The 22,874-nt window shown below is 47.1% G+C and carries 19 protein-coding genes, 1 pseudogene and 1 riboswitch; of the genes and pseudogenes, 2 read left to right on the top strand and 18 right to left on the bottom strand.

Features of this window, described 5'->3' with window-relative positions; genetic code table 11:
* Window positions 1–157: 157 nt before the first annotated feature.
* The 13 genes from OCV62_RS03315 to OCV62_RS03375 all read right to left on the bottom strand — a co-directional run bounded on the left by OCV62_RS03315 (window position 158) and on the right by OCV62_RS03375 (window position 17,268).
* Window positions 158–1,360 carry a hypothetical protein gene (locus tag OCV62_RS03315; protein WP_262585119.1) on the bottom strand — a complete coding sequence of 401 codons (1,203 nt, stop codon included), beginning with the start codon at window positions 1,358–1,360 and terminating at the stop codon, window positions 158–160.
* The gene (locus tag OCV62_RS03320) at window positions 1,357–1,755 is read right to left on the bottom strand and encodes a hypothetical protein (RefSeq protein WP_262585120.1); all 399 of its coding nucleotides are present in this window, start codon (window positions 1,753–1,755) and stop codon (window positions 1,357–1,359) included. Before OCV62_RS03320 ends, OCV62_RS03315 begins: the two co-directional genes overlap by 4 nt.
* Window positions 1,752–4,691, bottom strand: a complete 2,940-nt coding sequence (locus OCV62_RS03325) for a glycoside hydrolase family 3 protein (protein ID WP_262585121.1) — start codon at window positions 4,689–4,691, stop codon at window positions 1,752–1,754. The genes OCV62_RS03320 and OCV62_RS03325 overlap by 4 nt, the downstream gene beginning before the upstream one ends.
* On the bottom strand, window positions 4,688–5,263 hold the full coding sequence (locus tag OCV62_RS03330; RefSeq protein ID WP_262585122.1) for a GtrA family protein: 576 nt from the start codon (window positions 5,261–5,263) through the stop codon (window positions 4,688–4,690). The genes OCV62_RS03325 and OCV62_RS03330 overlap by 4 nt, the downstream gene beginning before the upstream one ends.
* Window positions 5,260–7,749, bottom strand: a complete 2,490-nt coding sequence (locus OCV62_RS03335) for a glycoside hydrolase family 3 C-terminal domain-containing protein (RefSeq protein WP_317258834.1) — start codon at window positions 7,747–7,749, stop codon at window positions 5,260–5,262. Before OCV62_RS03335 ends, OCV62_RS03330 begins: the two co-directional genes overlap by 4 nt.
* A 91-nt stretch (window positions 7,750–7,840) precedes the next feature.
* The gene (locus OCV62_RS03340; protein ID WP_262585124.1) at window positions 7,841–9,175 is read right to left on the bottom strand and encodes a sensor histidine kinase; all 1,335 of its coding nucleotides are present in this window, start codon (window positions 9,173–9,175) and stop codon (window positions 7,841–7,843) included.
* Between the two features lie 2 nt (window positions 9,176–9,177).
* Window positions 9,178–9,882, bottom strand: a complete 705-nt coding sequence (locus OCV62_RS03345) for a LytR/AlgR family response regulator transcription factor (RefSeq protein ID WP_262585125.1) — start codon at window positions 9,880–9,882, stop codon at window positions 9,178–9,180.
* 199 nt (window positions 9,883–10,081) lie between these two features.
* The gene (metK, locus tag OCV62_RS03350) at window positions 10,082–11,269 is read right to left on the bottom strand and encodes a methionine adenosyltransferase (protein ID WP_021914515.1); all 1,188 of its coding nucleotides are present in this window, start codon (window positions 11,267–11,269) and stop codon (window positions 10,082–10,084) included.
* 146 nt (window positions 11,270–11,415) lie between these two features.
* Window positions 11,416–11,541, bottom strand: a riboswitch (SAM riboswitch).
* A 90-nt stretch (window positions 11,542–11,631) separates the two neighbouring features.
* Window positions 11,632–12,924, bottom strand: coding sequence for a UDP-N-acetylglucosamine 1-carboxyvinyltransferase (locus OCV62_RS03355; RefSeq protein ID WP_117960069.1), 1,293 nt, complete (start codon window positions 12,922–12,924; stop codon window positions 11,632–11,634).
* Window positions 12,925–13,175: 251 nt separating this feature from the next.
* Window positions 13,176–14,756 carry a LysM peptidoglycan-binding domain-containing M23 family metallopeptidase gene (locus tag OCV62_RS03360; RefSeq protein ID WP_262585126.1) on the bottom strand — a complete coding sequence of 527 codons (1,581 nt, stop codon included), beginning with the start codon at window positions 14,754–14,756 and terminating at the stop codon, window positions 13,176–13,178.
* Window positions 14,753–15,331, bottom strand: a complete 579-nt coding sequence (locus OCV62_RS03365; RefSeq protein ID WP_021914518.1) for a flavin reductase family protein — start codon at window positions 15,329–15,331, stop codon at window positions 14,753–14,755. The genes OCV62_RS03360 and OCV62_RS03365 overlap by 4 nt, the downstream gene beginning before the upstream one ends.
* Complete coding sequence (locus OCV62_RS03370; protein ID WP_021914519.1) at window positions 15,331–16,011, bottom strand: hypothetical protein; 681 nt, start codon at window positions 16,009–16,011, stop codon at window positions 15,331–15,333. The genes OCV62_RS03365 and OCV62_RS03370 overlap by 1 nt, the downstream gene beginning before the upstream one ends.
* A 606-nt stretch (window positions 16,012–16,617) precedes the next feature.
* Window positions 16,618–17,268 (bottom strand): GTP pyrophosphokinase, encoded by a 651-nt coding sequence (locus OCV62_RS03375; RefSeq protein ID WP_262585128.1) that lies wholly within the window; start codon window positions 17,266–17,268, stop codon window positions 16,618–16,620.
* Between the two features lie 191 nt (window positions 17,269–17,459).
* Between OCV62_RS03375 and OCV62_RS03380 the strand changes: the two genes are divergently transcribed.
* Together OCV62_RS03380 and trhA are read left to right on the top strand one after the other, a co-directional pair.
* Window positions 17,460–17,726, top strand: coding sequence for a hypothetical protein (locus OCV62_RS03380; RefSeq protein WP_021914042.1), 267 nt, complete (start codon window positions 17,460–17,462; stop codon window positions 17,724–17,726).
* Window positions 17,727–18,257: 531 nt separating this feature from the next.
* Window positions 18,258–18,908, top strand: coding sequence for a PAQR family membrane homeostasis protein TrhA (gene trhA, locus OCV62_RS03385; protein ID WP_021914040.1), 651 nt, complete (start codon window positions 18,258–18,260; stop codon window positions 18,906–18,908).
* Window positions 18,909–18,954: 46 nt separating this feature from the next.
* Here trhA and OCV62_RS03390 read toward each other — a convergent pair whose 3' ends face one another.
* The 5 genes and pseudogenes from OCV62_RS03390 to OCV62_RS03410 all read right to left on the bottom strand — a co-directional run bounded on the left by OCV62_RS03390 (window position 18,955) and on the right by OCV62_RS03410 (window position 22,702).
* Window positions 18,955–20,232, bottom strand: coding sequence for a hypothetical protein (locus OCV62_RS03390; RefSeq protein WP_021914039.1), 1,278 nt, complete (start codon window positions 20,230–20,232; stop codon window positions 18,955–18,957).
* Complete coding sequence (locus OCV62_RS03395) at window positions 20,222–21,172, bottom strand: DUF5688 family protein (protein WP_262585130.1); 951 nt, start codon at window positions 21,170–21,172, stop codon at window positions 20,222–20,224. The genes OCV62_RS03390 and OCV62_RS03395 overlap by 11 nt, the downstream gene beginning before the upstream one ends.
* Before the next feature lie 172 nt (window positions 21,173–21,344).
* Window positions 21,345–21,917 carry an RNA-guided endonuclease InsQ/TnpB family protein gene (locus tag OCV62_RS03400; RefSeq protein ID WP_330667231.1) on the bottom strand — a complete coding sequence of 191 codons (573 nt, stop codon included), beginning with the start codon at window positions 21,915–21,917 and terminating at the stop codon, window positions 21,345–21,347.
* A pseudogene (locus tag OCV62_RS18430) lies at window positions 21,907–22,059 on the bottom strand (helix-turn-helix domain-containing protein); the annotation flags it as partial. The gene OCV62_RS03400 and the pseudogene OCV62_RS18430, both read right to left, overlap by 11 nt.
* A gap of 220 nt (window positions 22,060–22,279) precedes the next feature.
* Window positions 22,280–22,702, bottom strand: a complete 423-nt coding sequence (locus OCV62_RS03410) for a hypothetical protein (protein ID WP_262585132.1) — start codon at window positions 22,700–22,702, stop codon at window positions 22,280–22,282.
* Window positions 22,703–22,874: the final 172 nt, after the last annotated feature.

The following is a 22,874-nucleotide window of genomic DNA, read 5'->3' on the forward strand; positions in this document are numbered from 1 at the left end:
CCACATCCACCGCCGAAGCAACATAACGCTGCCGCGGCAGGAACATGGGATTTTATTGTTATTTTGTTTAAGTGCCTGTCCCCGACAAAAGCATCTCAGGAAACCGAATCGACGGCTGGCATCTGCCAGCATCCATCATCCGTCTGTCAATGTCCTATCAATCAACCGATGTCGTCAACGTTGCGTGGTTAAAGCTCAACGTCGCTGTCCCGTCACCGTTATCTTTCCAGATTCCCTGAATGGTCGAAGGTCCTTCCGGAGGCATTTCCGAATTCTGGCACATCAGAAACGTTCCGTCTGTATACAGATCCAGCGTTCCATCCTCAAAAGAGAACGGTCTGCAGTCGCCTGCTACAATATAGCTGTACGCACAGCCCGCATTGGCAACCGTCGGTGTCGCTGTGAAGGTGAATTTTACGGATACGCCGGGTTCGTTCATCGCGCCTGCGTTTTCCAGATCAAAATTCTCGCAAACCTCCAGATAGCTGAAAGATGCTCTGGCAATTCCATCCGTGTAGTAATAATTCTCCGACATCACGTTTGTATCATCAAATGTTATGCCCTCCGCTACATCGGTCATATCCGATACGCTGTTTAAAACATACTCGCTGTCGCTCTTGCTGACCGCAGTAATGTCATAGGTTGTTCCTTTCTTCAAATCGCCCGAAACCAGCGTATTATTGTCAGGGGACAGATCCTCCATCGTAATAACTGTCACATCATTTGCGTCTTCGGAATTGATAAAAGTTACTTCCACACGGTCCGGATAGCTCTGATAGGTATAGGTATCGATATTGGAAAGCTGTACCTCAACCGTATCATCAAACGTATTCCACAGGTAATCGATGACCGGCGCGTCCTGATTTCCGGAACAGGAGAAACTCGTCGATGCTGCCGCGGATACCGAGTGCTCATTGTCATTCATATCGGGAAACGCGAATACTTTTACAAGATATTCCCCGTATCCGTACTGTAATAAATCGTCCACATTTCCTTCATAGATTTCTCCGCCATTCCCGTCTGCTTTCAGCGCATCGCTGGAATACAGGAACGCATCTTCATCGTTTACAGCATCCGGTGCACAGAAATAAACCAGATAATAATCTGCGTTTTCCACTCCTGTAAACGAATAATTCCCGTTTTCATCCAGTGTAAAATCTGCCGGTGCATCCAGTTTTGCTTTGCCGGAGCTTTCTTCTCCATCGTTTTTTGTACGATTGGACACAAACCAAGTATTTAATGTGGAATTCACTTGAGAAAAGTAAGTATTCGTGTTATCTGCCACAGAGCTTGCACAGCCTGTGCAGACACAGAGGAGGGAAGCCATCATGACAACTCCGATTTTTTTCTTTGCGCTCATGCCTCTTTCTCCTTTCTCATAAAGCAGGAAACAATCCCGATAATCGCCGTTGCAAAGCACAGTACGAGAATGGTAATAACCGGCAGCAGCGTGCCTCTCGATCCGTACATATCAATGCCATTTAAACGGTCTGCCCATACGGGATAGCTGTTTAAGAAAAAAAGCCCCATCCCCCAGGATACGCACATCACCTGCAGCAGATTCAGTACTTCCACAGCCTTCGCATGAAGCAGGACATATCCTGCTCCACACGCAACACTCAACACAAGACTGAACGCAACTGCAATATCCATATAATCATATACCAGCCCGTATATGCAGAAGATCACCAGAGTCACTGTGCCAATACCTGCACCGATCAAACTGAGCTTTTCACTCATACTTTTCCCTTTCATACTTTTTCCTCCCTCTTTTTACCGGTAAACATGGTTACAATCCCTGCAACCAGGCATCCGACAAATCCTGCCGCGCATACCGCATTAGCAATTAACAGTGCTTTCTGCCATCCCGGTACGATCGTTACAACAACGCTTCCGTTTGTCAGCCCGTTTACCGCAATACTTCTGCTGTCTACATACAGATCATTTTTCGCCGCACGTCTGAGCGCTCCGATTAGCGCCGTGTCTCCTTCATTGATCAGCTTTCCGATGGAAGAACCATACATTCCTGCATCCATGCAATAGTAATCCTGACCGGTTACAAGGAACTCTGCGAAATGATTCTTATATGCCAGAGAAGAATAACCATCCGATGTAACATGTCCTTTAAAGTTCCATTCTCCTCTCAGCACATCATTCAACAACGCTGAATCTGCATTATTGGGAACGCATCCGATTCGATTAAAGGCTGTCATAACAGACATTGCGCCGCCTTCTCGGAATGCACCTTCAAACGATCTCAAGTAAATCTCACGCAGTGCCTGCTCATTGGTAAAAGTGGAAATACCATTTCTTCCGATTTCCTGATCATTCAACGCAAAGTGCTTGATGCAGTAGATAACGCCTACGTTCTGCATTGCCTCCGCTTCATAAGCGCCGACAAGGTATCCGTAGTTTCCGTCCTCTGCATAATACTGGTTATTTCTTCCGCCAAATGCAGTTCTGTGAATGTTTCCGCCGCCGTACCAGATTTCGTTCGCATCGCAGAAAACAGCTTCAATGCCCAACAGATGACCTCTCTGTGTAAATCTCTCTGTATTCCATGTTCTGGATGTCGTAACCTCAGAAACCCAGATCAGCGCATCGGTTCCGGTGCAGGTCAGAGAACCAATACCGATATTGTCATCCGTCCGTTTCATTCCGGGCATTCCAACGCTGTTGATTGCTTCGTAACCATCATTATCGGAAAGCAGGGTCAGCATCTCTTCAATCGTCAGCTGGTCCAGAAAAGCGTTCCAGGTTTCTTCATCGTCATAGTCCGTATAGTACAGATCTGCAAAGGCGATGCCATTGTCTGCGCCGGTCGTATAGGTTTCCCCGGTATCATAATCTGCAGAATTATACCAGTTCGCCACCATATCCTTTAACATTTCTTCCGACATTTCCACAGAGATCATCGCCGGATAAGTGCCGTCCCAGTCATTTCTGGAAAGATATGTAAAGTCAATTCCATAGTAGTTCAGATCTGCAAAGTCAAACTGATTCGTCACTTCTGTTCCATTTTCTTCGGAATATCGGTAGCTGTCCGTATCGAGCTGTTCCTGGTTCCAGGTATAGGTCAGATCTGCATTACCGTCAGCATCCATTCCATCTGCCGCAGTATATCCTTTTGCTGCCAGAATATTGTTCAGTGCATCATGGGCGCTGTTGCCGACTGCCAGATAATAATCTCCTGCGCTCATAATATAGCCTTCTGCGCCGTAAGTGTCATAGCTGGCAAGGAAATATCTGTCCACAGACACGGTTACTTTTTCGCTTGCTCCAGGCTCCAACAGCTTTGTTTTCCCCATTCCGACAAACTGAACCGCCGCTTTTTCCACATGGTTTTCCTTTTCATAATCACCATATGGTGTCTGCGCATAGAACTCCACAACATCTCTTCCCGCAACATCTCCGGTATTGGTCACGGTCACTTCTGCCTCATAGGAATCGGTTTCCGCATTATATTTTACCTGATCCAGCTTCTGCTCAAAGGTTGTATAGGAAAGTCCGTCACCGAAAGTAAAGCTCACCTCATCCGCATAGTTCCATGCATTGCCAGTACTGGAGCCTTTCGTAGAATCTGCATTTCCTGCTTTTAATACCGTATCCTCATAACGGGTTTCATAATATTTGTACCCGACATAAATACCTTCCGCATACACAATCCAGTTGTTTTCCGAACCGTCTGTGCCAAAATCGACGTCATTGTTTTCTACCCAGTCCAGATTTGCCCAGGTCTGTGTATTTTCTCCTGCAAAAACAGTTGCCGGTGCGGACAGAGAATTGGAAGCATAGGTATCTACCAAACGTCCCGAAGGATTTGCTGCGCCTGTCAGCACATTTACAATACCGGTATAACCTACTGCGCCCGGTCTGCCGACTACCAGACACGCGTCTACGTCATACTCATCGAGCCAGCCAAGCTCCATCGCCTGCTCAGAATTGACCAATACGATTATGCTGCCAAATACACCCGCTTCCTTCTGCTGCTTTAAGTAAGACATCAGATCTTCTTCCTGACTGCTAAGCGCCAGATAATTTCTGCCTTCCTCTGTTTTCATTGCAGCGTCCGTGCTCTCTCCGCCGGCTCTGGATAAAACAACAATTGCCGCATCGTTACAGCTGTTCTGCCAGCTGCTTTCGTTCGCTTTTACGGATGCGATATCTCCCTCTACAATGGTTGTCCCGCTCGTCGTTCCAAGCTCCGCATATACCTGCTCGCCCAGCACTGCGTTGACCTGATCGGTTCCCAGCGCTTCCTGAAGCGCAGACGTGAGCGTTGCAGGCACAATTGCATCAAACGGGCTTTTGGAAGAAGTCCCTACGGAATGGAATGCACCGTTACCGAACAAAGTTACTCCTGCATCTTTGGAAAGCGGCAACACGTTGTTGTGATTGGTCAGAAGCACCGTTCCTTCTTCCGCCTGCGTGATATTTTCCGAAGCCACATCCAGCTCCAGAAGCATCGCCATCTGGTTATTGCTGCTGTCTGTTCCATATTCATTATCATAGGCAGCTTCTACAACACCGTTCGCGTTATCCGGCTGAATAATTTTCGTTGTATTGATATTCAGATAGGAATTGATAATTCCGGAATAAGTAAATGTCAGTGTGGTCGCAGTTGTACAAAGCATCGTTCCCAGTGCTGTCACAGCCGCCAGTCCACGTAAAATTGCTGTATTGCGTTTCATAAGTTTCCTCCCTCTTCTTTTTCCGTATCGTTCTTTTTCTTCTGCATTCCTTTCTCCTTTGCTGTCCTCTCTTTCTTTTTCTCCGGCATTACCCAGAATTTCATCGCCGGATAGCTGATCACAACCTGCACAAGGATATTCAGTATATTAGCGAGCGTCGGAATAATCGTTTCCGAAATGCCAAGCCCCGCAAACCACCTCTGGCTGTAAGCCGGAAGCGCTGTCGAAACAATCACCAGAACGACTGCCAGAATTGCATATTTCCATACTGCTTTTCCAAATGCCGCATCCGAATGAAAAACCAGGTTTTTCTGTACAAAAAAATTTACCGTTTGCGCCGCTGCCGTTGCCACTAAAAAGCTTAAAAATCCACAAAGCATCCTGCTTTCCTTTGTTGTGTAGTCAAACACAAACACCTGAAATGGGATTTCCCGAAAGCGTCGAAACCCAACCTCTGTACAGACCCACATCACTGCAAAATTCGTAATTGTCGCACAGTTTGACAGGATATTGAAGATGACAAATTCGTAGATATCCGGGTGTTTTTCTTTCCACTCTTTCAGCTCCTTCATAGTTCACCCTCTTCCCCGCCTGTTTTTTCCTGCTGTGCAAGAATCGCTGCATAAGCTTTATTGGCCTTCCAATTCTCAAAGAAACCGAAGATTACTGTTACAAGGCCCTTTCCTGTCTTTCCGTTTACCGCCAGAAGAAGTCCGTCCACCATTTTGGCGGACACCATTCCTCCTGTCATTTTGGCAATCGCACGGAACGGCATATTATATTGAAATAGTGTATTTAAGTCTGGCGTCTGCCCGTTTTCTTCCGCCTTTTCTATTTTATTTTTCAGCATTTTTGCAATATACCTTGCGACTGGATTTTTCGCATATCGCATATCCGACAGCGGATCATTTGCTTGCAGAACCTTATATCCATTCCAAACCGGATTTCCGGTATTTTCTCCCATCCCAGACATTTTGCATGCCTGCATCCTTGTCTTCCAGATCTGTGTTTTACTCCCCGGGACTTCCAGAATGTGCTGCCCGTCTTTTTGTAATCCAGTTTGGAAAATCTCTCCTGCCAGATGGATATCCTGACTGCTGCTGCCGACGAAAATCCGATACGTTCCCGCTTCCTCTACCCACATTCCGGCTTCTTCATCAAACACCCGAAACGTTTTGTCATCGAATAAAATGCAGACTTCCTTTTCTTCTCCTGCTTCCAGATAAACTTTTGCAAATCCCTTGAGCTCTTTCTCCGGACGTTCGATTTTTCTGTCCGGAAGCGCCACATACATCTGTACGATTTCGCTTCCGGCAATCTCTCCCACATTTTTTAACCGCAGGCGAATTCCGTTTTCTTCCACTTCCAGACCGCTGTACGTAAAGGTCGTATAGGAAAGTCCAAATCCAAAGGGAAAGGATACCGGAATCTGTTCTTTTTCAAAATAGCGATATCCCACATAGATTCCTTCCCCATATGGCAAAGTTCTTTCCTTCGCAGGATAAACAAAAGCGGACGGCGTATCGTCATAATGACAAATCCAGGATTCCGTCAGCTTTCCTCCTGGGTTAACTTTCCCGGTCAGTACATTCAAAACAGCTCCAGCTCCAGCTTCGCCGGACAATCCAGTATGCAAAATTGCCCGACAGTCTATTTTCCATCCGATGTCGACAACGCTTCCCGTGCTGAGTACAGCGACGATTGCCGGATTTTTTTCTGTAAGCTTCTGTAAAAGAGAAATCTGGTTCTGCGGTATTTCAAAATTTTTCCGGTCAAGTCCTTCGGATTCCTCCGTTTCTCCAAGTCCCAGAAAATACAGGATCACCTCCGCTTTGGATGCGAGTTCCAAAGCCTGCGCTTCCAGATTGTAATCCACTTTTCCATCCCGTCTGTAACCTCTTTCCATCCCGACTACCATAAGGTCTGTATCGGATATTTTTTCTACTACATTTTCTACACTGATCGCATTGACACTGGATGACCCGACTCCCTGATATCTCGGCTCAAAAGCGAAATCCCCGATCACCGCAACCCTTGTTCCAGCAGTCAATGGAAGTATCTCTGCTTCATTTTTCAGCAAAACCATGCTTTCTTCTGCCGCCTTTTGCGCGAGCCTGTGATGGCTTCGATGCAGTTCTTCTTTCTGCTTTTCCAGCTCTTTTTTCTTTTCTCGGGACTGTTTGGGTAAGCTCAGCGCCGCCTGCAGCAACTCATCAACGCGTTCATCCACCTCTTTTTCTGTAATCTTTCCATCCTTTATTGCTGCCAAAAGTTGTCTTGCGCAGTCAAATCCGCAGCCCGGCATCTGAAGATTGGAGCCGTTTCGGATTCCTTTTGTAAAATCATTGCCGCCGCCCCAGTCGGTGACGACAAATCCCTGAAATCCCCATTCCTGCCGCAGAATCTGTTTCATCAGAAACCTGTTTTCATTCGCATACTCCCCGTTCACTTCATTGTAAGAGGACATAACCGCTCCCGGCTTTCCTTCTTTTACGGCGATTTCAAAGCCCGTCAGATACATTTCCCGGAGCGTCCGCTCATCCAGCATAGCATTTACTGCCATCCGCCTTGTTTCCTGGCTGTTTACTGCAAAATGCTTTGCGCAAGCGCTGACTCCTTCCCTCTGGATTCCTCTTATCATAGCTGCCGCCATTTTCCCGGACAAATACGGATCTTCTGAAAAATATTCAAAATTTCTGCCGCAAAGCGGATTTCTCTTTAAATTCAGCCCCGGTGCCAGCAATACGGCGACATCTTCCAATGCCGCCTCCTGCCCCAGCGCGCTTCCAACCTTTTCTTCCAACGCTTCGTCCCAACTGTTTGCCAGCGTGGACGAGGATGGAAAACAGGTGGCTGGCGTCGATGGATTCAAACCGAGATGGTCTCCGTTTCCATATTGTCTGCGGACTCCACTCGGCCCATCTGCAAAGGTAATACTTTCAATTCCGAGATGTTTATAGTCTCTGGAACACCACTCATTCTTTCCTGTCAGAAATGCGGCTTTCTCTTCCAAAGTCATTTTCTCTATCAGCTCCTGATGCCGCACTTTTTCACCCACCTCCTTTTTTTCTTTAGACGCCTTTTGTGATTCTCATTATAACCAAAAAACCAGAGGGAATATCCCTCTGGCACGAATGGTTCCAAATCTGTCACAAACTGCTTTCTATTTCTTCTTTCGGAATCAAAATCCTTATGAAAAAGAAATGATCTTTTACACCGAACTGCATCGTTCCTCCATATTTTTTAGCCGCATAGCTAATGCTCTTAATCCCAAATCCATGATTTCCCGCATCCCGTTTTGTCGTCATCGGAAATCCATTTTTAATTTTTATCTCCGTATCGCAATAATTTCTGACCTCTGCATACACAAACTGCTTTCGCGAAGAAATTTCCATATGGATAATTTTTTTCTCCGGATCGGAGATCATGGAAACATACTCAATCGCATTGTCCAGCGCATTTCCAAAAATCGTACAGATGTCTGTCACATGAATAAACTTCAACAATTCTCCGTCCGCGACGCAGGTAAATGCAATCCCGGCATTACGGATCAGCGGCATCTTTCCGTCCAGCACACCGTCCAGTACCTGATTACCCGTCTGGCGTTCCGGCTGATAGGCTGCCAGCTCGTCTTCCATCTGATCAATCCATTTCGACCGCTTTTCCGGGTCCTGTTCTGCCCGCAATCCCGCAATCTGATGTTTTAAATCGTGATATTTCATATTAATCAGGTCTGTCACTTCCTGATAATTCCGGTAGCTGTCATACTGGGCGGTCAGTATACTCTGAATCTTGGACAGCTCCTTTTCTGCGCCGACTTCATGCCGTAGGCTCTGATAGGCATACAGGATTGCAAGCCCTCCAAAATCCACCAGCGTCCGGATCGTAAAAATATCCGTTGCAATGGATCCGCTGAACGGCGTATTGCGATAGACGAAGCTTAAATTGCTCAGCATGAACGCACTCAATACAATCAACAGCGTACTGTACAGCTCCTTCACGCTGATTTCCAGCTCAATCTCATCCCGTTTCATCCGGGATTCTATGATCCAGAGTATCATTGTAACTGCTCCATACACAATCGCCAGCGTCAGAATGCTTAAAACTCCTTTTTCAGTCCTTCCCCTGTAAGCAAAATATTCCAGCTGCCATTCCAGGGAAGCCATAAATTCTGCCGTCAGAAACGCTTTCATGCAGCAGTACGCTACCATTTTCCAGGTAGCCTCTATGACCATCCATAAAAACAGAAACATCATTCCAATTGCAATGATCATACAGGGAATCCAAAACAGCGTCGAGACGTTTCCGGTAAGCATCAGCCATCCCGTCTGTAAAACCAGCATTCCCGCCGCAATTCCTGCAAAGCAGCTCTTTTTCATTTTTCTTCTGTAAAAATAACAAAACAACATACAGGATATCCATTCCGCAATCGCCGTATAATAGCGTGGAATATCCTCATAAGTGCCTGTCAGCAATTCTGCCATCTTCAATGTTCCCCCATGTACTGTGCCAATGCTGTCATAAAATCGTTCTTCCTTGCTCGGCTGATCAACAACGCCTCTCCCTGAATCGTGCAGCATCCATCCTTTACACCTTCTACATATTCCAGGTTGACAAGATACCCCTTATTGTTGCGAAAGAATCCGAGCGGTTCAAATATTCCCGCCGCGTCCTGCATCTTTGCCCGCTCTTTCAGGGTTCCGTTCGACGTATGATAAATCAGGTTATGTCCTTCGCTTTCAATATAATAAACATCCCCTGCATCGATCCGCACAACGCCGTCCGGGGTATTAACCTTTACCGGTTTTCCTGTTTTCTGCGGAATTCTGCTAATCGCCCGTTCCAGCTTCCTTGCAAAGGAAAAATACGTTACCGGCTTCAGCACATAATCCATCGCGTCCACCTCATATCCCCGGATCGCATAATTGGTCATATTGGTGATAAACATGATGACGACCTTCGTATCGAACTTGCGGATTTCTTCCGCCGCTGTCATCCCGTCCATAAACTGCATCTGAATATCCATCAGAATGATGTCGTACTCTCCGGTATATTTTTCTACGATTTCATCTCCATCCGTAAACCGTATTACCCGAAAGCGTTTGCCGGATTCCTGTTGATACTGTTCAATATATTCTGTCAGCTGCTTTGCATAAGCTTCCTCGTCTTCCACAATGGCAATGGTAATCATTTATCAAAACCTCCACCTGATCTTTGGCATCACCTATTTGTTTCATTTATTATAGCAATAAACAAAAATCCTGCAAAGTGGAATTCTTCTGTGTCTCCGTGGGCGAAAAAATCCCACATCCACCACCGAAGCAACATAACGCTGCCGCGGCAGGAACATGGGATTTTATAATGTACCTTATTTTACAAAAGGGTGGATCTTACAGATACTTCTTCAGATCTTCTGCCTTATCCAGCTTCTCCCAGGGCAGATCCAGATCGTTGCGGCCGAAGTGACCGTATGCAGCGGTCTGCTTGTAGATCGGACGACGCAGGTTCAGCATCTTGATGATGCCTGCCGGACGCAGGTCGAAGTTCTCACGGATGATCTCAACCAGCTTCTCATCGGAAACCTTGCCGGTGCCGAAGGTGTCTGCCATGATAGAGGTAGGCTGTGCTACGCCGATTGCGTAAGACAGCTGGATTTCGCACTTGTCAGCCAGTCCTGCTGCAACAATGTTCTTTGCAACATAACGTGCTGCGTAAGCTGCGCTTCTGTCAACCTTGGTGCAGTCCTTACCGGAGAAAGCGCCGCCGCCGTGACGTGCATATCCGCCGTAGGTGTCTACGATGATCTTACGGCCGGTCAGACCAGCGTCACCGTGAGGTCCGCCGATTACGAAACGTCCGGTCGGATTGATGAAGAACTTGGTGTTCTCATCGATCAGCTCTGCAGGCAGAATCGGATCAAAGACATATTTTTTGATATCCTCGTGAATCTGTTCCTGTGTTACATCGGGATCATGCTGTGTGGATAATACAACTGCTTCCAGACGAACCGGCTTGTCGTTTTCATCATATTCTACAGAAACCTGGCTCTTGCCGTCGGGTCTTAAATAGGTCAGTGTGCCGTCTTTTCTTACTTTGGTCAGCTGCTGTGCCAGCTTGTGAGCCAGAGAGATCGGGTAAGGCATATATTCCTCGGTCTCGTTGGTTGCATAGCCGAACATCATACCCTGGTCGCCAGCGCCGATTGCTTCCAGTTCTTCCTCAGACATCTGGTTTTCTTTTGCTTCCAGAGCCTTGTCAACGCCCATAGCGATATCAGAAGACTGCTCGTCGATCGAAACCATAACGGCACAGGTATTGCCGTCAAAGCCATACTCAGACTTGTCGTAGCCGATCTCCTTAACCGTCTCACGAACGATCTTCGGGATATCTACATATGCGTTAGTGGTGATTTCACCGGTTACCAGTACGAAACCGGTACAGCTTGCTGTCTCGCAGGCTACACGGCTCATCGGGTCTTTTTCCATCAGTGCGTCCAGAATTGCGTCGGAAATGGCATCGCACATTTTGTCGGGATGTCCTTCTGTTACAGACTCAGAAGTAAATAAACGTTTTTCCATCTGTTCCTCCTTAGATGTTTGCTGTGAAAAATAGGATCCTGCTCTACAGGATTCTTTACCTGCAGAGCATTTTTGTATTGGAAACAAAGCTTCCTGTACAAAAAAGATCCGCTAAAAAGCGGATCCGATAGTTTGATAATCAAATCCTCTTATTGTTCGATTGCTTCCGTCCCGGAAATGGGACTTCTACTCGCTCAGGCTGGCACCTTCCGAAAAAACGGGGTTGCCGTGGCTTCACAGATCCTATGTATCTCCACCACTCTGAATAAGAGAAGGCACAATATTGAATTTTCTTATCAGGTACTCATTTAAAATACTATAGCGCCCTGTATTTGTCAACAGGACAATTTATGAAAAGTGTCTCAGCCAATCTTTAAGCGGAATTTCTGCAATTCCCGTTCGGATTCCACCTTTTCGATCTGGGCGCCGAGGCTCTGCAGTTTTGCTGGAAAATCCTCATATCCGCGTTCGATATAACGGATATCGTCAATGACAGACATTCCTTCCGCTGCCAGCGCTGCGATAACAAGCGCTGCTCCGGCACGCAGATCCGGCGCATTGATGCTCGCTCCGGTATATCGGGAAACGCCGTCGATGATCGCAGTATTCCCTTCCACCTTAATGCTTGCGCCCATGCGGATCAGCTCGTCCACATAGCGGAAACGATTTTCAAAAATACTCTCTGTTACAATGCTCGTGCCACAGCACAGACCCAGCGTCACCGCGATCTGGGGCTGCATATCCGTCGGAAAGCCCGGATACGGCAGAGTCTTTACCTGTGTATGTTTGAGCGGTCTGGAAGCCACTACCCGGACAGCATCATCCGACTCTGTCACTTCACAGCCGATTTCCGACAGCTTTGCAGAAATGGATTCCAGATGCTTCGGAATCACGTTTTTGACCGTTACATCGCCGTGCGTCGCAGCGGCAGCAAACATAAACGTGCCGGCTTCGATCTGATCCGGGATGATCGGATATTCCGTCTTATGCAGTCGCTCTACACCACGGATCCGGATCACATCCGTACCTGCGCCCTTGATATTGGCTCCCATGCTGTTTAAAAAGTTCGCCAGATCCACAACATGAGGTTCTTTTGCAGCATTTTCGATCGTTGTTCTGCCCTCTGCCAGCGCTGCAGCCATCATGATATTGATTGTCGCTCCGACACTGACAACGTCCAGATAAATGTGCGCACCGCACAGATGGGACGCTTCCGCCGTAATCATGCCATGCGCAATCTCAACCGTCGCACCCAGTGCCTTGAACCCTTTGATATGCTGGTCGATTGCACGGCAGCCGATATCGCAGCCGCCCGGCAGTACAACTGTAGCCTTTTTATATTTTCCAAGAAGGGCTCCCAAAAAGTAATAGGATGCCCTGATTTTCTTGACAGAATCACCATTAACCGTTAAGTCATGAATCAGAGAACCGTTAATTTTAACGGTGTGACGGTCAACCCGCTCCACATGAGTGCCAATCCCCGCCATCGCGTCCAAAAGGATGTTCGTATCCCGTACATCCGGCATATTTTCGATCAGTACGGTCTCATCCGTCATCAGGGAAGCAGCCAGAATCGGCAGCGCCGCGTTTTTTGCGCCCCCGATTTCAACCTCGCCGACCAGCGGATTTCCGCCATTGATTGCATACTGTTCCATATTTCCTCTTATTTCTGCTGCACAGGCAGCCTGTCCATCGCATCAATTTCCTCTTTCAGCGCCTGAAAAAAGAAATCCCTGAATTTTATTTTCGAATCTGTTTTGCTGCGCATGCAGCCTCTGCATGCAGCATCTATTTATTATAATCTTCTTCTGTTTTTCGTCGTTTATGCACGTCAAAAACGGCAAAAAGAATCCTTTACCGTCCTTGTGGTTATAGCATATTCCACTTCATTTGTAAACTAAAACTTTCAATTCAGGTAATTCAGCGGGTTCACTGCCTGTCCGTTAATCCGGATTTCAAAATGCAGGTGCGGTCCGGTGCTTCGGCCCGTGTTTCCGCTCAGGGCAATTTTCTGCCCCTGGCTGACCTTCTGTCCGACGCTGACCAAAACCTTGCTCAAGTGTCCGTAACGGGTTTCTCTGCCATCCGCATGCTGGATGTAAACGACGTAGCCATAGCCGCTGCCCCAGCCTGCCCTTGTAACCGTACCGCCGCTGGATGCCATGACCGCCGTACCGATGGGAGTTGCCCAGTCAATTCCCTTATGATTCGTGGACGCTCCCTTCTTGGGTGCTTTTCTGCCGCCAAAGCCAGAGGAAAGCCGTCCGCCGGAAATCGGCTTGATATAGGTCGGTGGAACCTTGGTTCCGCGCTCCACGATCTTCGGAACAGCCTCTACGATAACCTCTTCCTTCAAAATCTCCTGTGATTCCACAGCATCATTTCGATAAGTCACAAGTGCCGCTGCTTTTCGGAAGCCTGCAGAGGGCTGCTGACGCAGCTCTGTCTTTGTCGTATACCATTCGTCATTGTCGATATATACCACATCTGCTTCGTAGGTATCTTCCATATAAATCTGTTCCGTATGCACAACAGAAAGTTCCGGCTCCGGTACGGTGATGATCAGCTCATCACCGGTACGGATGACAGAATTTTCATTGTCCAAGGTTGGATTGATCGCAACCAGATTTGCAATCGTCAAACCGTTGTCCTCTGCGATCTGGGAAAGCGTATCTCCCGCCTTTACTTCATAAATCTGCTCTTTCTGCTGATCCGCCGTCACCTCGGAAATCGCGGTTTCCAGCGGCGTGATCTCGTTTTCCATCAAATAGGCATCCACGATCTCGACCGTATCACCGAAATCGACGGAAACCGTGCCGTATTCCATCTGGGAAAAATCCACCGTTCCCTGATCCGGCTCAATCTCTTCAAACAGCTCGTCAAAAAAGCGTTCCGCCCCGGCACCTTCCCCCGCTGCGTGCTGCAGCTGTCCGGTGCTGTCGTCTTTTTTGGAAACCGAAGTCGTCAGGACGTTCAGCTGTCTGTCCGGGTCAATCACAATATCTGCACGATAGGCATGTTCTGTATCGTACCGGTCAAGTGCAGCCTGTAAAAGTGCCCGAACGTCACTGCTGCTGCCCAGGTTTACCGTATATTCGTTGATTTTTACCGTATAAGCATGCTGCAGCGTTGTGGAAATGCTGCTTTTTAAAACATCATAAATCGCTTTATATAAGTTGTGCCGGCTGTCTGTATTTCCAAAAAGCAGCTCCTGCCCTTCGGAAGTGATTTCAACCGGGATATATACCATCGTACCTTCTGTTTCTGTGATTTCGCGGCGCGCCTCGGCAACAAGCCTTTCTACCTCCTCCGGGTCGCTGCTGTTGCCAATTTCCGTTCCGTTGATGCTGACTTTATAAAAATTATCGCCTGTTTTCTGAAATCGTGGAAAAGACGGCACGCCAAAAAGGAGTACCAGCAATGTGATTCCCGTCGTCGCAAACCAGGTCTTTTTGATCAGTCCTCTATATTTCTTCAATCTGTTCATCTTTTCTTCTTTTTCTTTTTGGCTACGCTGTAGCCGAACGTCCCAATTGCTTCCCCAAGTCCGTAATATGTGCCGTGGGAGTACACGATCGGGTCCGCTTTTTCCAGATGAAACCGTCCCGTTTCATCCATCCACTTCTCGTCCACACTGACTGAAACGACCTCTGCCACAAACATCGTGTGGCTGCCGAGTTCTATCTTCTGCGTCACGCGGCATTCCAGGCTGACCGGGCTTTCCGCGATCTGCGGTACCGACACTTTCTGTCCCGGCCACGGTGTCAGATTCATTTCTGCAAATTTGTCCACGTCCCGACCGCTTCTGACGCCGCAGAAATCTGCTGCTTTCGTCAATTCCTTCGTCGTCAGGTTAATGACAAATTCTCCTGTCTCTTCAATACAATGATAGGAATATCTTTCCGGACGCACCGAAATAGACACCATCGGCGGATTGGAACAGACCGTACCTGTCCATGCAACGGTGAAAATATTCGGCTTTCCGTCTTTATCCGCAACCGAAACCATGACCGCCGGAAGCGGGTAAAGCATATTGCCCGGCCGCCAGTTTACGCGGCCCATTAAAACAGCCCTGCAATCTGCGCCGCTGCCAGAACAATATTCGCCAGCGCGGTCACGAGAGTAATAATCATCAGAGGTCTGAGTCCTCTGCCCTGCTTCTGCAAATGCTCATTGCGGCGGACAAGTTCGTCATTCTGTGCCGCTATCGCTTCGGTCTGCTTCTTTACTTCATCTACGACAACCGCCTGTACGTTGCGGTATACCTTTACGTTTTCCTTATGGGTAAAATCATCGGACTGCTTTAAGAGCTGCTTGATCTCATCCATATGCTCCAGGATCGCCTGTTCAATCTGACTGACCTGCTCTGCAGTTTCCTGATTTTTCTGCTGTGCTTCGTCGAGGCGCAGCAGTCCTTCTTTTGTATAGTTCTGCAGTCTAACCATACATTCCTGTGCGGTGCGGTTGATGCTGTCCTGGCTTCCTTCTGCCATCCGGCTTAAATTGCTCGTGCCGGTTTCGATAATTTTACGCAGTCCGCCGGCGCTCTCCGTCGTCACACGCTGGATTCCTTCAATGCTCTGCTCCGCCAGATTCTGCATTCCGGCAGCGCTCTGATCCGTATATTTCTGAATCACATCCAGAGCTTCCACATTTTTTCGTGTAACCTGACGGATCTCATTTAAGTAATTTTCGTATTCTACAAGCGATTCTCTCAAACGCTTTGCTTCCAAATCCTGCATGTATTTCCCTCTCTGTCTGTTCCGTTCCCAATTCTGTGTCCCGGGGCAAAGTATCCTTTCCCCCAAAATCGCATCTTTTACAACAGTGTATACTCTGTTTCATTGTATCATTATTACCATTTTGAAACAAGATCAAAACGGAGGTTCTTCCAATGCTTTTGTTTTATTCATTTTGCACTGTTTTTCTTTTATGCCTTTCGAGTTTTTGTGCTAATTAACTACATATTAACATTGTGTTCATAATTTGTTCATATTTAATTGCTATACTGACTTTGTCGTTAAGGAACAAAACTTAACGATCTACCAAAGGAAACACAGATAATTTTTTCATAATAGCCCAGGTGCCGGGAGGCCCTGGGCACTCCTCATTTTTAGGGGGAAATTTTCCGTTTCATGTCTTACAGGATTCTCCGCCGCAGTGCGATCCTCGCGGAGCGTTTTTTATTGGCTAGAAACGCAGTTTCTAGCCAATAAAAAAGCAGCCCGATCGCATCCGCGTCCGAACTGCCTCAATACCATAAAAGTTTTTCAAAAACAATAGAATGCACGCTCTGCGAGCATTCTATTGTCATGAATAAAGCGAACCCTGACAGGATCGGTCAGCCGTCAGACTCCATCCGTGTCTTCCTTGCTTAATGCCTTAATCTCTTCGTTCAGCTCCTGCATCCGGTTATCAAGTGCAGATACCATGCCTGCACATTCGATCAGCTCTCGCTTAACATGCTCCGGCGCATTGCCCTCGAATTTGTAATTGATCTTGTGCTCCAGGCTCGCCCAGAAATCCATCGCTACCGTACGGATCTGAATCTCCACCTTTACATCAACAGTGCGATCGGACAAAAATACCGGAACGGTCACGAGCATATGATAGCTCTTATAGCCGCTCGCTTTCGGCAGGCGAATGTAATCCTTGACTGCGATGACATGAATATCATTCTGCAGTCGAATCATCTCCGCGATTCTGTAAATATCCGATGTAAAAGAACAAATTACACGGATTCCCGCAATATCATTGACATACTTCACCATATTTTCGATCGTGGATTCATATCCATGCCTGCGTAGCTTCTTTACGATACTCTCCGAAGTCTTAATTCTGGATTTAATATGTTCGATCGGATTATATTGATGAACGTGCTGAAATTCGTCGTTTAAAATTTCCAGCTTCGTATTAATCTGTTTCAGGGCGGCATTATAAACCAATATCACTTCCTGCCACGTTTCGATCTGGCTTTCTGCATCCAATAAAAGTTCCATACCTTCGGCCTCTCTTTTCTTGATAATTTTATTATAGCATACCCGATGCGGAAACAGACGGATTTCATTAAAATTTTAGATATTCCGCCCAATCTTCCTCCGGTTTTTCACTACACAAATATATTTATGCACTTCCTCCGGGATTTATGCTATACTGACGTAAACAGCTTTCACATCAAAGGAGATTTTTCATGTTCCGTTTATGGGCGCGCACATTTCAAAATAACCACATGTTAAACGATACCGTCATCTGCGACGACCGCGAAGAAACCAGAACCCATAAGGTTTTCGACGCGCTGCAGGAGGTCTGCATGCAGTTCGACCTCGGCAAACCAATCTGGCTCGACAGCAATATCAATGATTTCCGCCGCCATGCCAAAACACGCTTCCGCCAGGATTCTTTTGTTGAGGAAATTGACTTCGATTACCTGGAAATCCAGGTGATTGAAGAAGATTGAAAGCTGCATCATTTTTGAAACCTGCGACTTATTCAGGTGTCTTGGATGATCAACCAGTCAGGCATCAAGGTCGGGGACTTTTGCCCGACATCTTAAATATCATATAGTATAGAAACGGAAACGAGAACCGTACGGCATTTGCTAATGCGGTCTGCTCGTTTCTTTTTTTATGTCACAGTTCACTCGTATCCTTCTGGGTTCAGATTCCGTGCTTGCACGAAAATCTGAACTCAGAAGGGTACAAAGGGAGCGCCATTTTATGAGCAAAAAGAGCTGCAAAGCAGCGGAAAGCATCGAAGATGCGCTTTTGCGAATGGTGCGTGTGAACGGTAACTTTTTTTCTATCATCTCTTCTTGACATTTTGTCACTTTTCATGTAGTATCTGCATATATTACATGTAGTTTTAAATACTACGTATAATATTTTGTAATGCCACATCGCTTGTTAAACGAACATTCTGCTATCCCTGACCCAGAATGCCCGCAAAATACGCATTCCATTGTATCCAAATGTAAGGAGGAGGTACTACTATGAACATAACCATTCGGGAACCCGGAAGCGCACTCACCCACTTTATCGCCATGCTGCTCGCTCTCTGCGCAGCAGTCCCGCTGTTAGTCCGCGCAGCTGTCCACTCCGGTGTAAAAAGTCTCACTGCAATGACAGTTTTTATGATCAGCATGGTTTTATTGTATGCCGCCAGCACGATATACCATTCTGTCAACTGCTCCGGGCGCATTCTGCGTATCTTTCGGAAAATGGATCATATGATGATTTTCGTCCTGATCGCAGGGACCTATACGCCGGTATGCCTGCTGACCCTGCCAAAGCCCTCCGGTCTGATGCTGCTTGCCGCAGTCTGGGGAATCGCGCTGGTCGGAATTTTTATCAAAGGCTTCTGGATCACCTGTCCAAAATGGTTTTCCTCTGTTTTGTATATCGCAATGGGCTGGAGCTGCCTGTCCGTTCTGGGACAGCTGTTTTCCCTGCTTCCGCTTCACGCCTTTTTATGGCTGCTCGCCGGCGGACTGATCTATACTGCAGGCGGCATTATCTACGCGCTCAGGCTGCCGCTGTTTGACGCACGGCATCCGATGTTCGGCTTACACGAAATTTTTCATTTGTTCGTCATGGCCGGCAGCCTGTGTCATTTTGTGTTTATGTTCTGCTATCTTGCGTAAAAATCTCCATTCCGCAGGCGCCTTACACCGAAGGAACCTCGTACGATCAATAGCTGTTTTGTGACGCCTGCGGCACGGACTGTGTATACAAAGCCGGCTGCTCTGCAGACACCAGATTTCCATCTGCATCTGACATTTTTCTTACTCCGTACCTGCTTCGCTCCGCCACCATTGCACCAGCCCCGCCTGACATCAGTGCCGCCGCTGTCATCCCTGTCCCCATCGCAGCTGGCGGTGCTCCCCTCAGACGGGATGTCTGGATAAACTGCAGCGCTGCTGCCGTGCGCCCTGCCTGTGCAAGCTCCCGCGACACCGAATACAACATCAGAAACGTCATATACTGGCGCGCAGTCAGCTTTTCTCCCATCAGATTTACAAGGCCGTTTACCTCCTGCACAGAAAGGCTGACCGCTTCAAATGTTCCTGCCGGAAGTCCCGCCAGCTCCATAATCTGATGCAGCTGTTCCAGCCATTCACTGGAAATCCGCCCTTTTTCATGGATATAAGCAGGGCGCTCCGGATTGCGAAATTTCTGGAACAGCCATCCCATCTTTTCGGATTCGACAAGCGAGGTGGGATTCGTACCAACGCCCACAGAACGGATTTCTGTACCGCATGCATCCACTGGTTCAGCTCCCGATACCTTTGCAGATTGCTTCGCAGCGATACCATTTGTTCGCAGGCTCTCCTGTGTGAACTGCTGCAGCTTCATAAATCCCACGCAGAGCCGGTCGCGCTCTTCCAGTTCTTTTTTCAGAAGCTGTGCCATCAATAAAAGAATGCCGGACATCGCGCAGTCCATCCGCACAGAATCCTTCCACGGCGCTTTCATTTCTTTCCATTCCTGCACACTCAGCCTGTCGCACTGCTGCATACGCTTCCAGAGAAATCCCCAGCTTCCCTGTAAAAAATGGCAAACCTGATTTTTTCCTTTTTCAAACTCGTCCATAGATTCCTCTTCCAGCTGCTCAAAAATTCCCGCTGCCAGAATCGCGTAGCGCCGCTGTTTCCATCCAAACTGCTCCAAAAATACCGGATATCGGCGCATCCATGCAATCCCCTTCTCATTCCAGAGATCTATTTTCTCCTGCTTCTGCCGGTTCATCCAGCTTCTCGCTCCTTTCTGGTTGGCAGCCGCATAGACCGCCGCAGGCATCAAATAAATCCAGCTGTCTTCGGCGCGTTGTTCCATGCAGAGAAGCAATCCTGTCTCCTGTACGTTTAACGTTCCCTGTTTTTCTTTTTCCCGAAAAAGCGTCAACGCATACAGACTGTCCTGCTCTGCGCTGCAAAAATACAGATACTCTCCCCGTCTATTCTTCATGTTCTACCTCCAGAAAATCGCCGTCCATAAGCATTGAAAATGTCTTTTTCTCCTGATTGTAAAGATATACATGATTGGACAGAACCTCCTCCGGTCTGGTACATTCCCGGTTCGTTTCCTGCAAACTGTACTCCACTATTTCCGGAGAAATCATTCCGACGCCATGAATTTGTGCCTCATGAATACTCGTAAACGCAATATAAAAGTCACCGCCCAGATCCTGCGCAATTTTCTCCGCAACACCCGGATAAAAAACGGCAATCGCTCCGTTGATTTCCAGCGTATTTGTCAACAGATAGCTGCGCATGCCCGGCGGGATTTTCTGTTCGTCGTCCTCCCCCATAAAAATGCCGTTCTCGTACCGCTTTCCGTCCCAGCCCATCAGGCACTGGATCGAATACAGCCGCGGCGGATACAAAAAGCTCGTATTGACCAGCGCCGCCCGCATTACCTCCGCTTCGGGGACCATCCATTTCTGAACCTGATCCCGGTACACCTTCGTCGTAAAATAATCTCCTCCCAGATGAGATAAAACGCAGTACAGCACCAGCGCTACATCCCCGATGCGGATATACGGCACGTTTACAAGCTCGCTTCGGTAAAAATCCAGATTGAGCGGACGAAGAATCAGCATATTTTTCATTTTTCCGTACTCACTTTTTTCTGAAAGAGCCGTATTTTCCTGCGCTTCCACTGCTGCCTCAAGAACCCGAAGCATCCGCTCTTTTTCCTGCTTCTGCACCTTTTTATCCCCGCTGCAGAGCCTATCGAGCATCCCTTTTGTCGCCTTTAAACGAGCACAGCAGTCCCTGCATCCATTTTTAAAGCAGAATAAAAAACTGTCCTCCTCCGTCAGAATCTGAAACGGGTAAGGAAATTCCGACTCTACCTCCTTTTGCAGAAACGCCCTCGCATATTCCATTTTTTGTGTGTCGTCCATTCGCCCGTTACTGAAAACTTATAAAAAGTTATAAACTTTTATGTTTCATTCCTACTTCAACGAGTATGCTTTTGATGGCATAAATACCTATCTACTCACAAGTTCTTGTACTCTCCATAGGCGTAAATTCCGAATTAACGCATCCGTACATATTTGCATTAACATTTAAGTGTTAGCTTGCAAATTGTTCTCCATAAGCTTTTAGGTTTAGTGATGCCTGGAAATCTCTATCTATAACATTTCCACATTCACATTTATAATGTCTATTTTTTATCATCCCACTAACGTTTAAATCTTCGATACAGATAAATCTTGGTTTTCGATTTACGATTTCAGATGTGGTCTGATTCAAATAATCTTTTCGGATATTTGCTAATCTGTGATTTACTTTAAGTAAAAGTTTTTCTTTTTTTACTATATTGTTAGTTTTACAGTAACTTCCTCCTTTCTTATTGTGTTCATATTTACGAGATACGCTGCGTTGCAATCTACGCTTGCATTTCTCCAGCTTCTTAACAGTCTGGCTTTTGTTTATATTCTTGTAGGTGTTACCATCAGAACATATCGCCAAATCCTTAATTCCAAAGTCTATACCGATTCCATCATGATTAGACCTGTCCCTGCAGTCTGGGAATTCTACACATACGCTAATCCACCAATTCAATCCATCAAAGGATACTCTCGGATTCCTATATTTAGCATCTGTGGGAATACGTCCATGTTCAGCAAGTTTTACCCAGTTCAGCTTTTGTTTTAGGTTTTACATTCATTACCTGGTTGAGCTGTTCATCGGAATAATACCTATAACCACTTGTTGTAGTATGATGCGGATGAAGTTTTCCATTAGAATCCCAATTTCGTAATGTCTGTGCTGATACACCTATAATTTATATACTTTTATAAGCCTTATTCAGCTGTTCAATCACCTCCTTGTGAAAAATTGCGTACATGCCTGGAATCTTGTGTAGAATTGAACTAGAAACATCAGAATAATAAAAGAAATAACAAGATCAAACCAACATGTCAGAATGAACCGGTTATCAGCAACCGGCTTCGCCCTTTGCGATGAACAGCCCGGCTGTCCCCGCTCGCGCTACTCTTCTTCGATCACGAGCCCGCGCTGGCGCGCTCTACCGCCTGCTTCGCAGGCTGCTCGTTCTCTAATGGCACGAGAAAAACAAATGCCGCTTTCAGCGTCGCTGTTTTTCTTTCGTGCTCGCGCTTCTCTCCTTCGATCACGAGCCCGCGCTGACGCGCTCTATCGCCTGCTTCGCAGGCTGCTCGTTCTCTAATGGCACGAGAAAAACAAATGCCGCTTTCAGCGTCGCTTGTTTTTCTTTCGTGCTTGCGCTTCTCTCCTTCGATCACGAGCACGCGCTGACGCGCTCTACCGCCTGCTTCGCAGGCTGCTCGTTCTCTAATGGCACGAGAAAAACAAATGCCGCTTTCAGCGTCGCTTGTTTTTCTTTCGTGCTCATTATATAGCACAATCGGCTTGAAAGGGAATACCGTAAACGGTATGACTTTCAAGCCGATCCAAATATGGTACTACAGTTCACTCGTAGCTTCCTGGGAGCAGATTTCGCGCTTGCGGGAAAATCTGCTCCCAGGAAACTACGAAGGGAGCGCCATTTCATGAGCAAAAGGAGCTGCGAAGCAGCGGAAAGCATCGAAGATGCGTTTTTGCGAATGAAATGGCGCG

Origin of the sequence: Gallintestinimicrobium propionicum, from assembly GCF_025567525.1 — a bacterium.
Classification (GTDB): Bacteria; Bacillota; Clostridia; order Lachnospirales; family Lachnospiraceae; genus Gallintestinimicrobium; species Gallintestinimicrobium propionicum.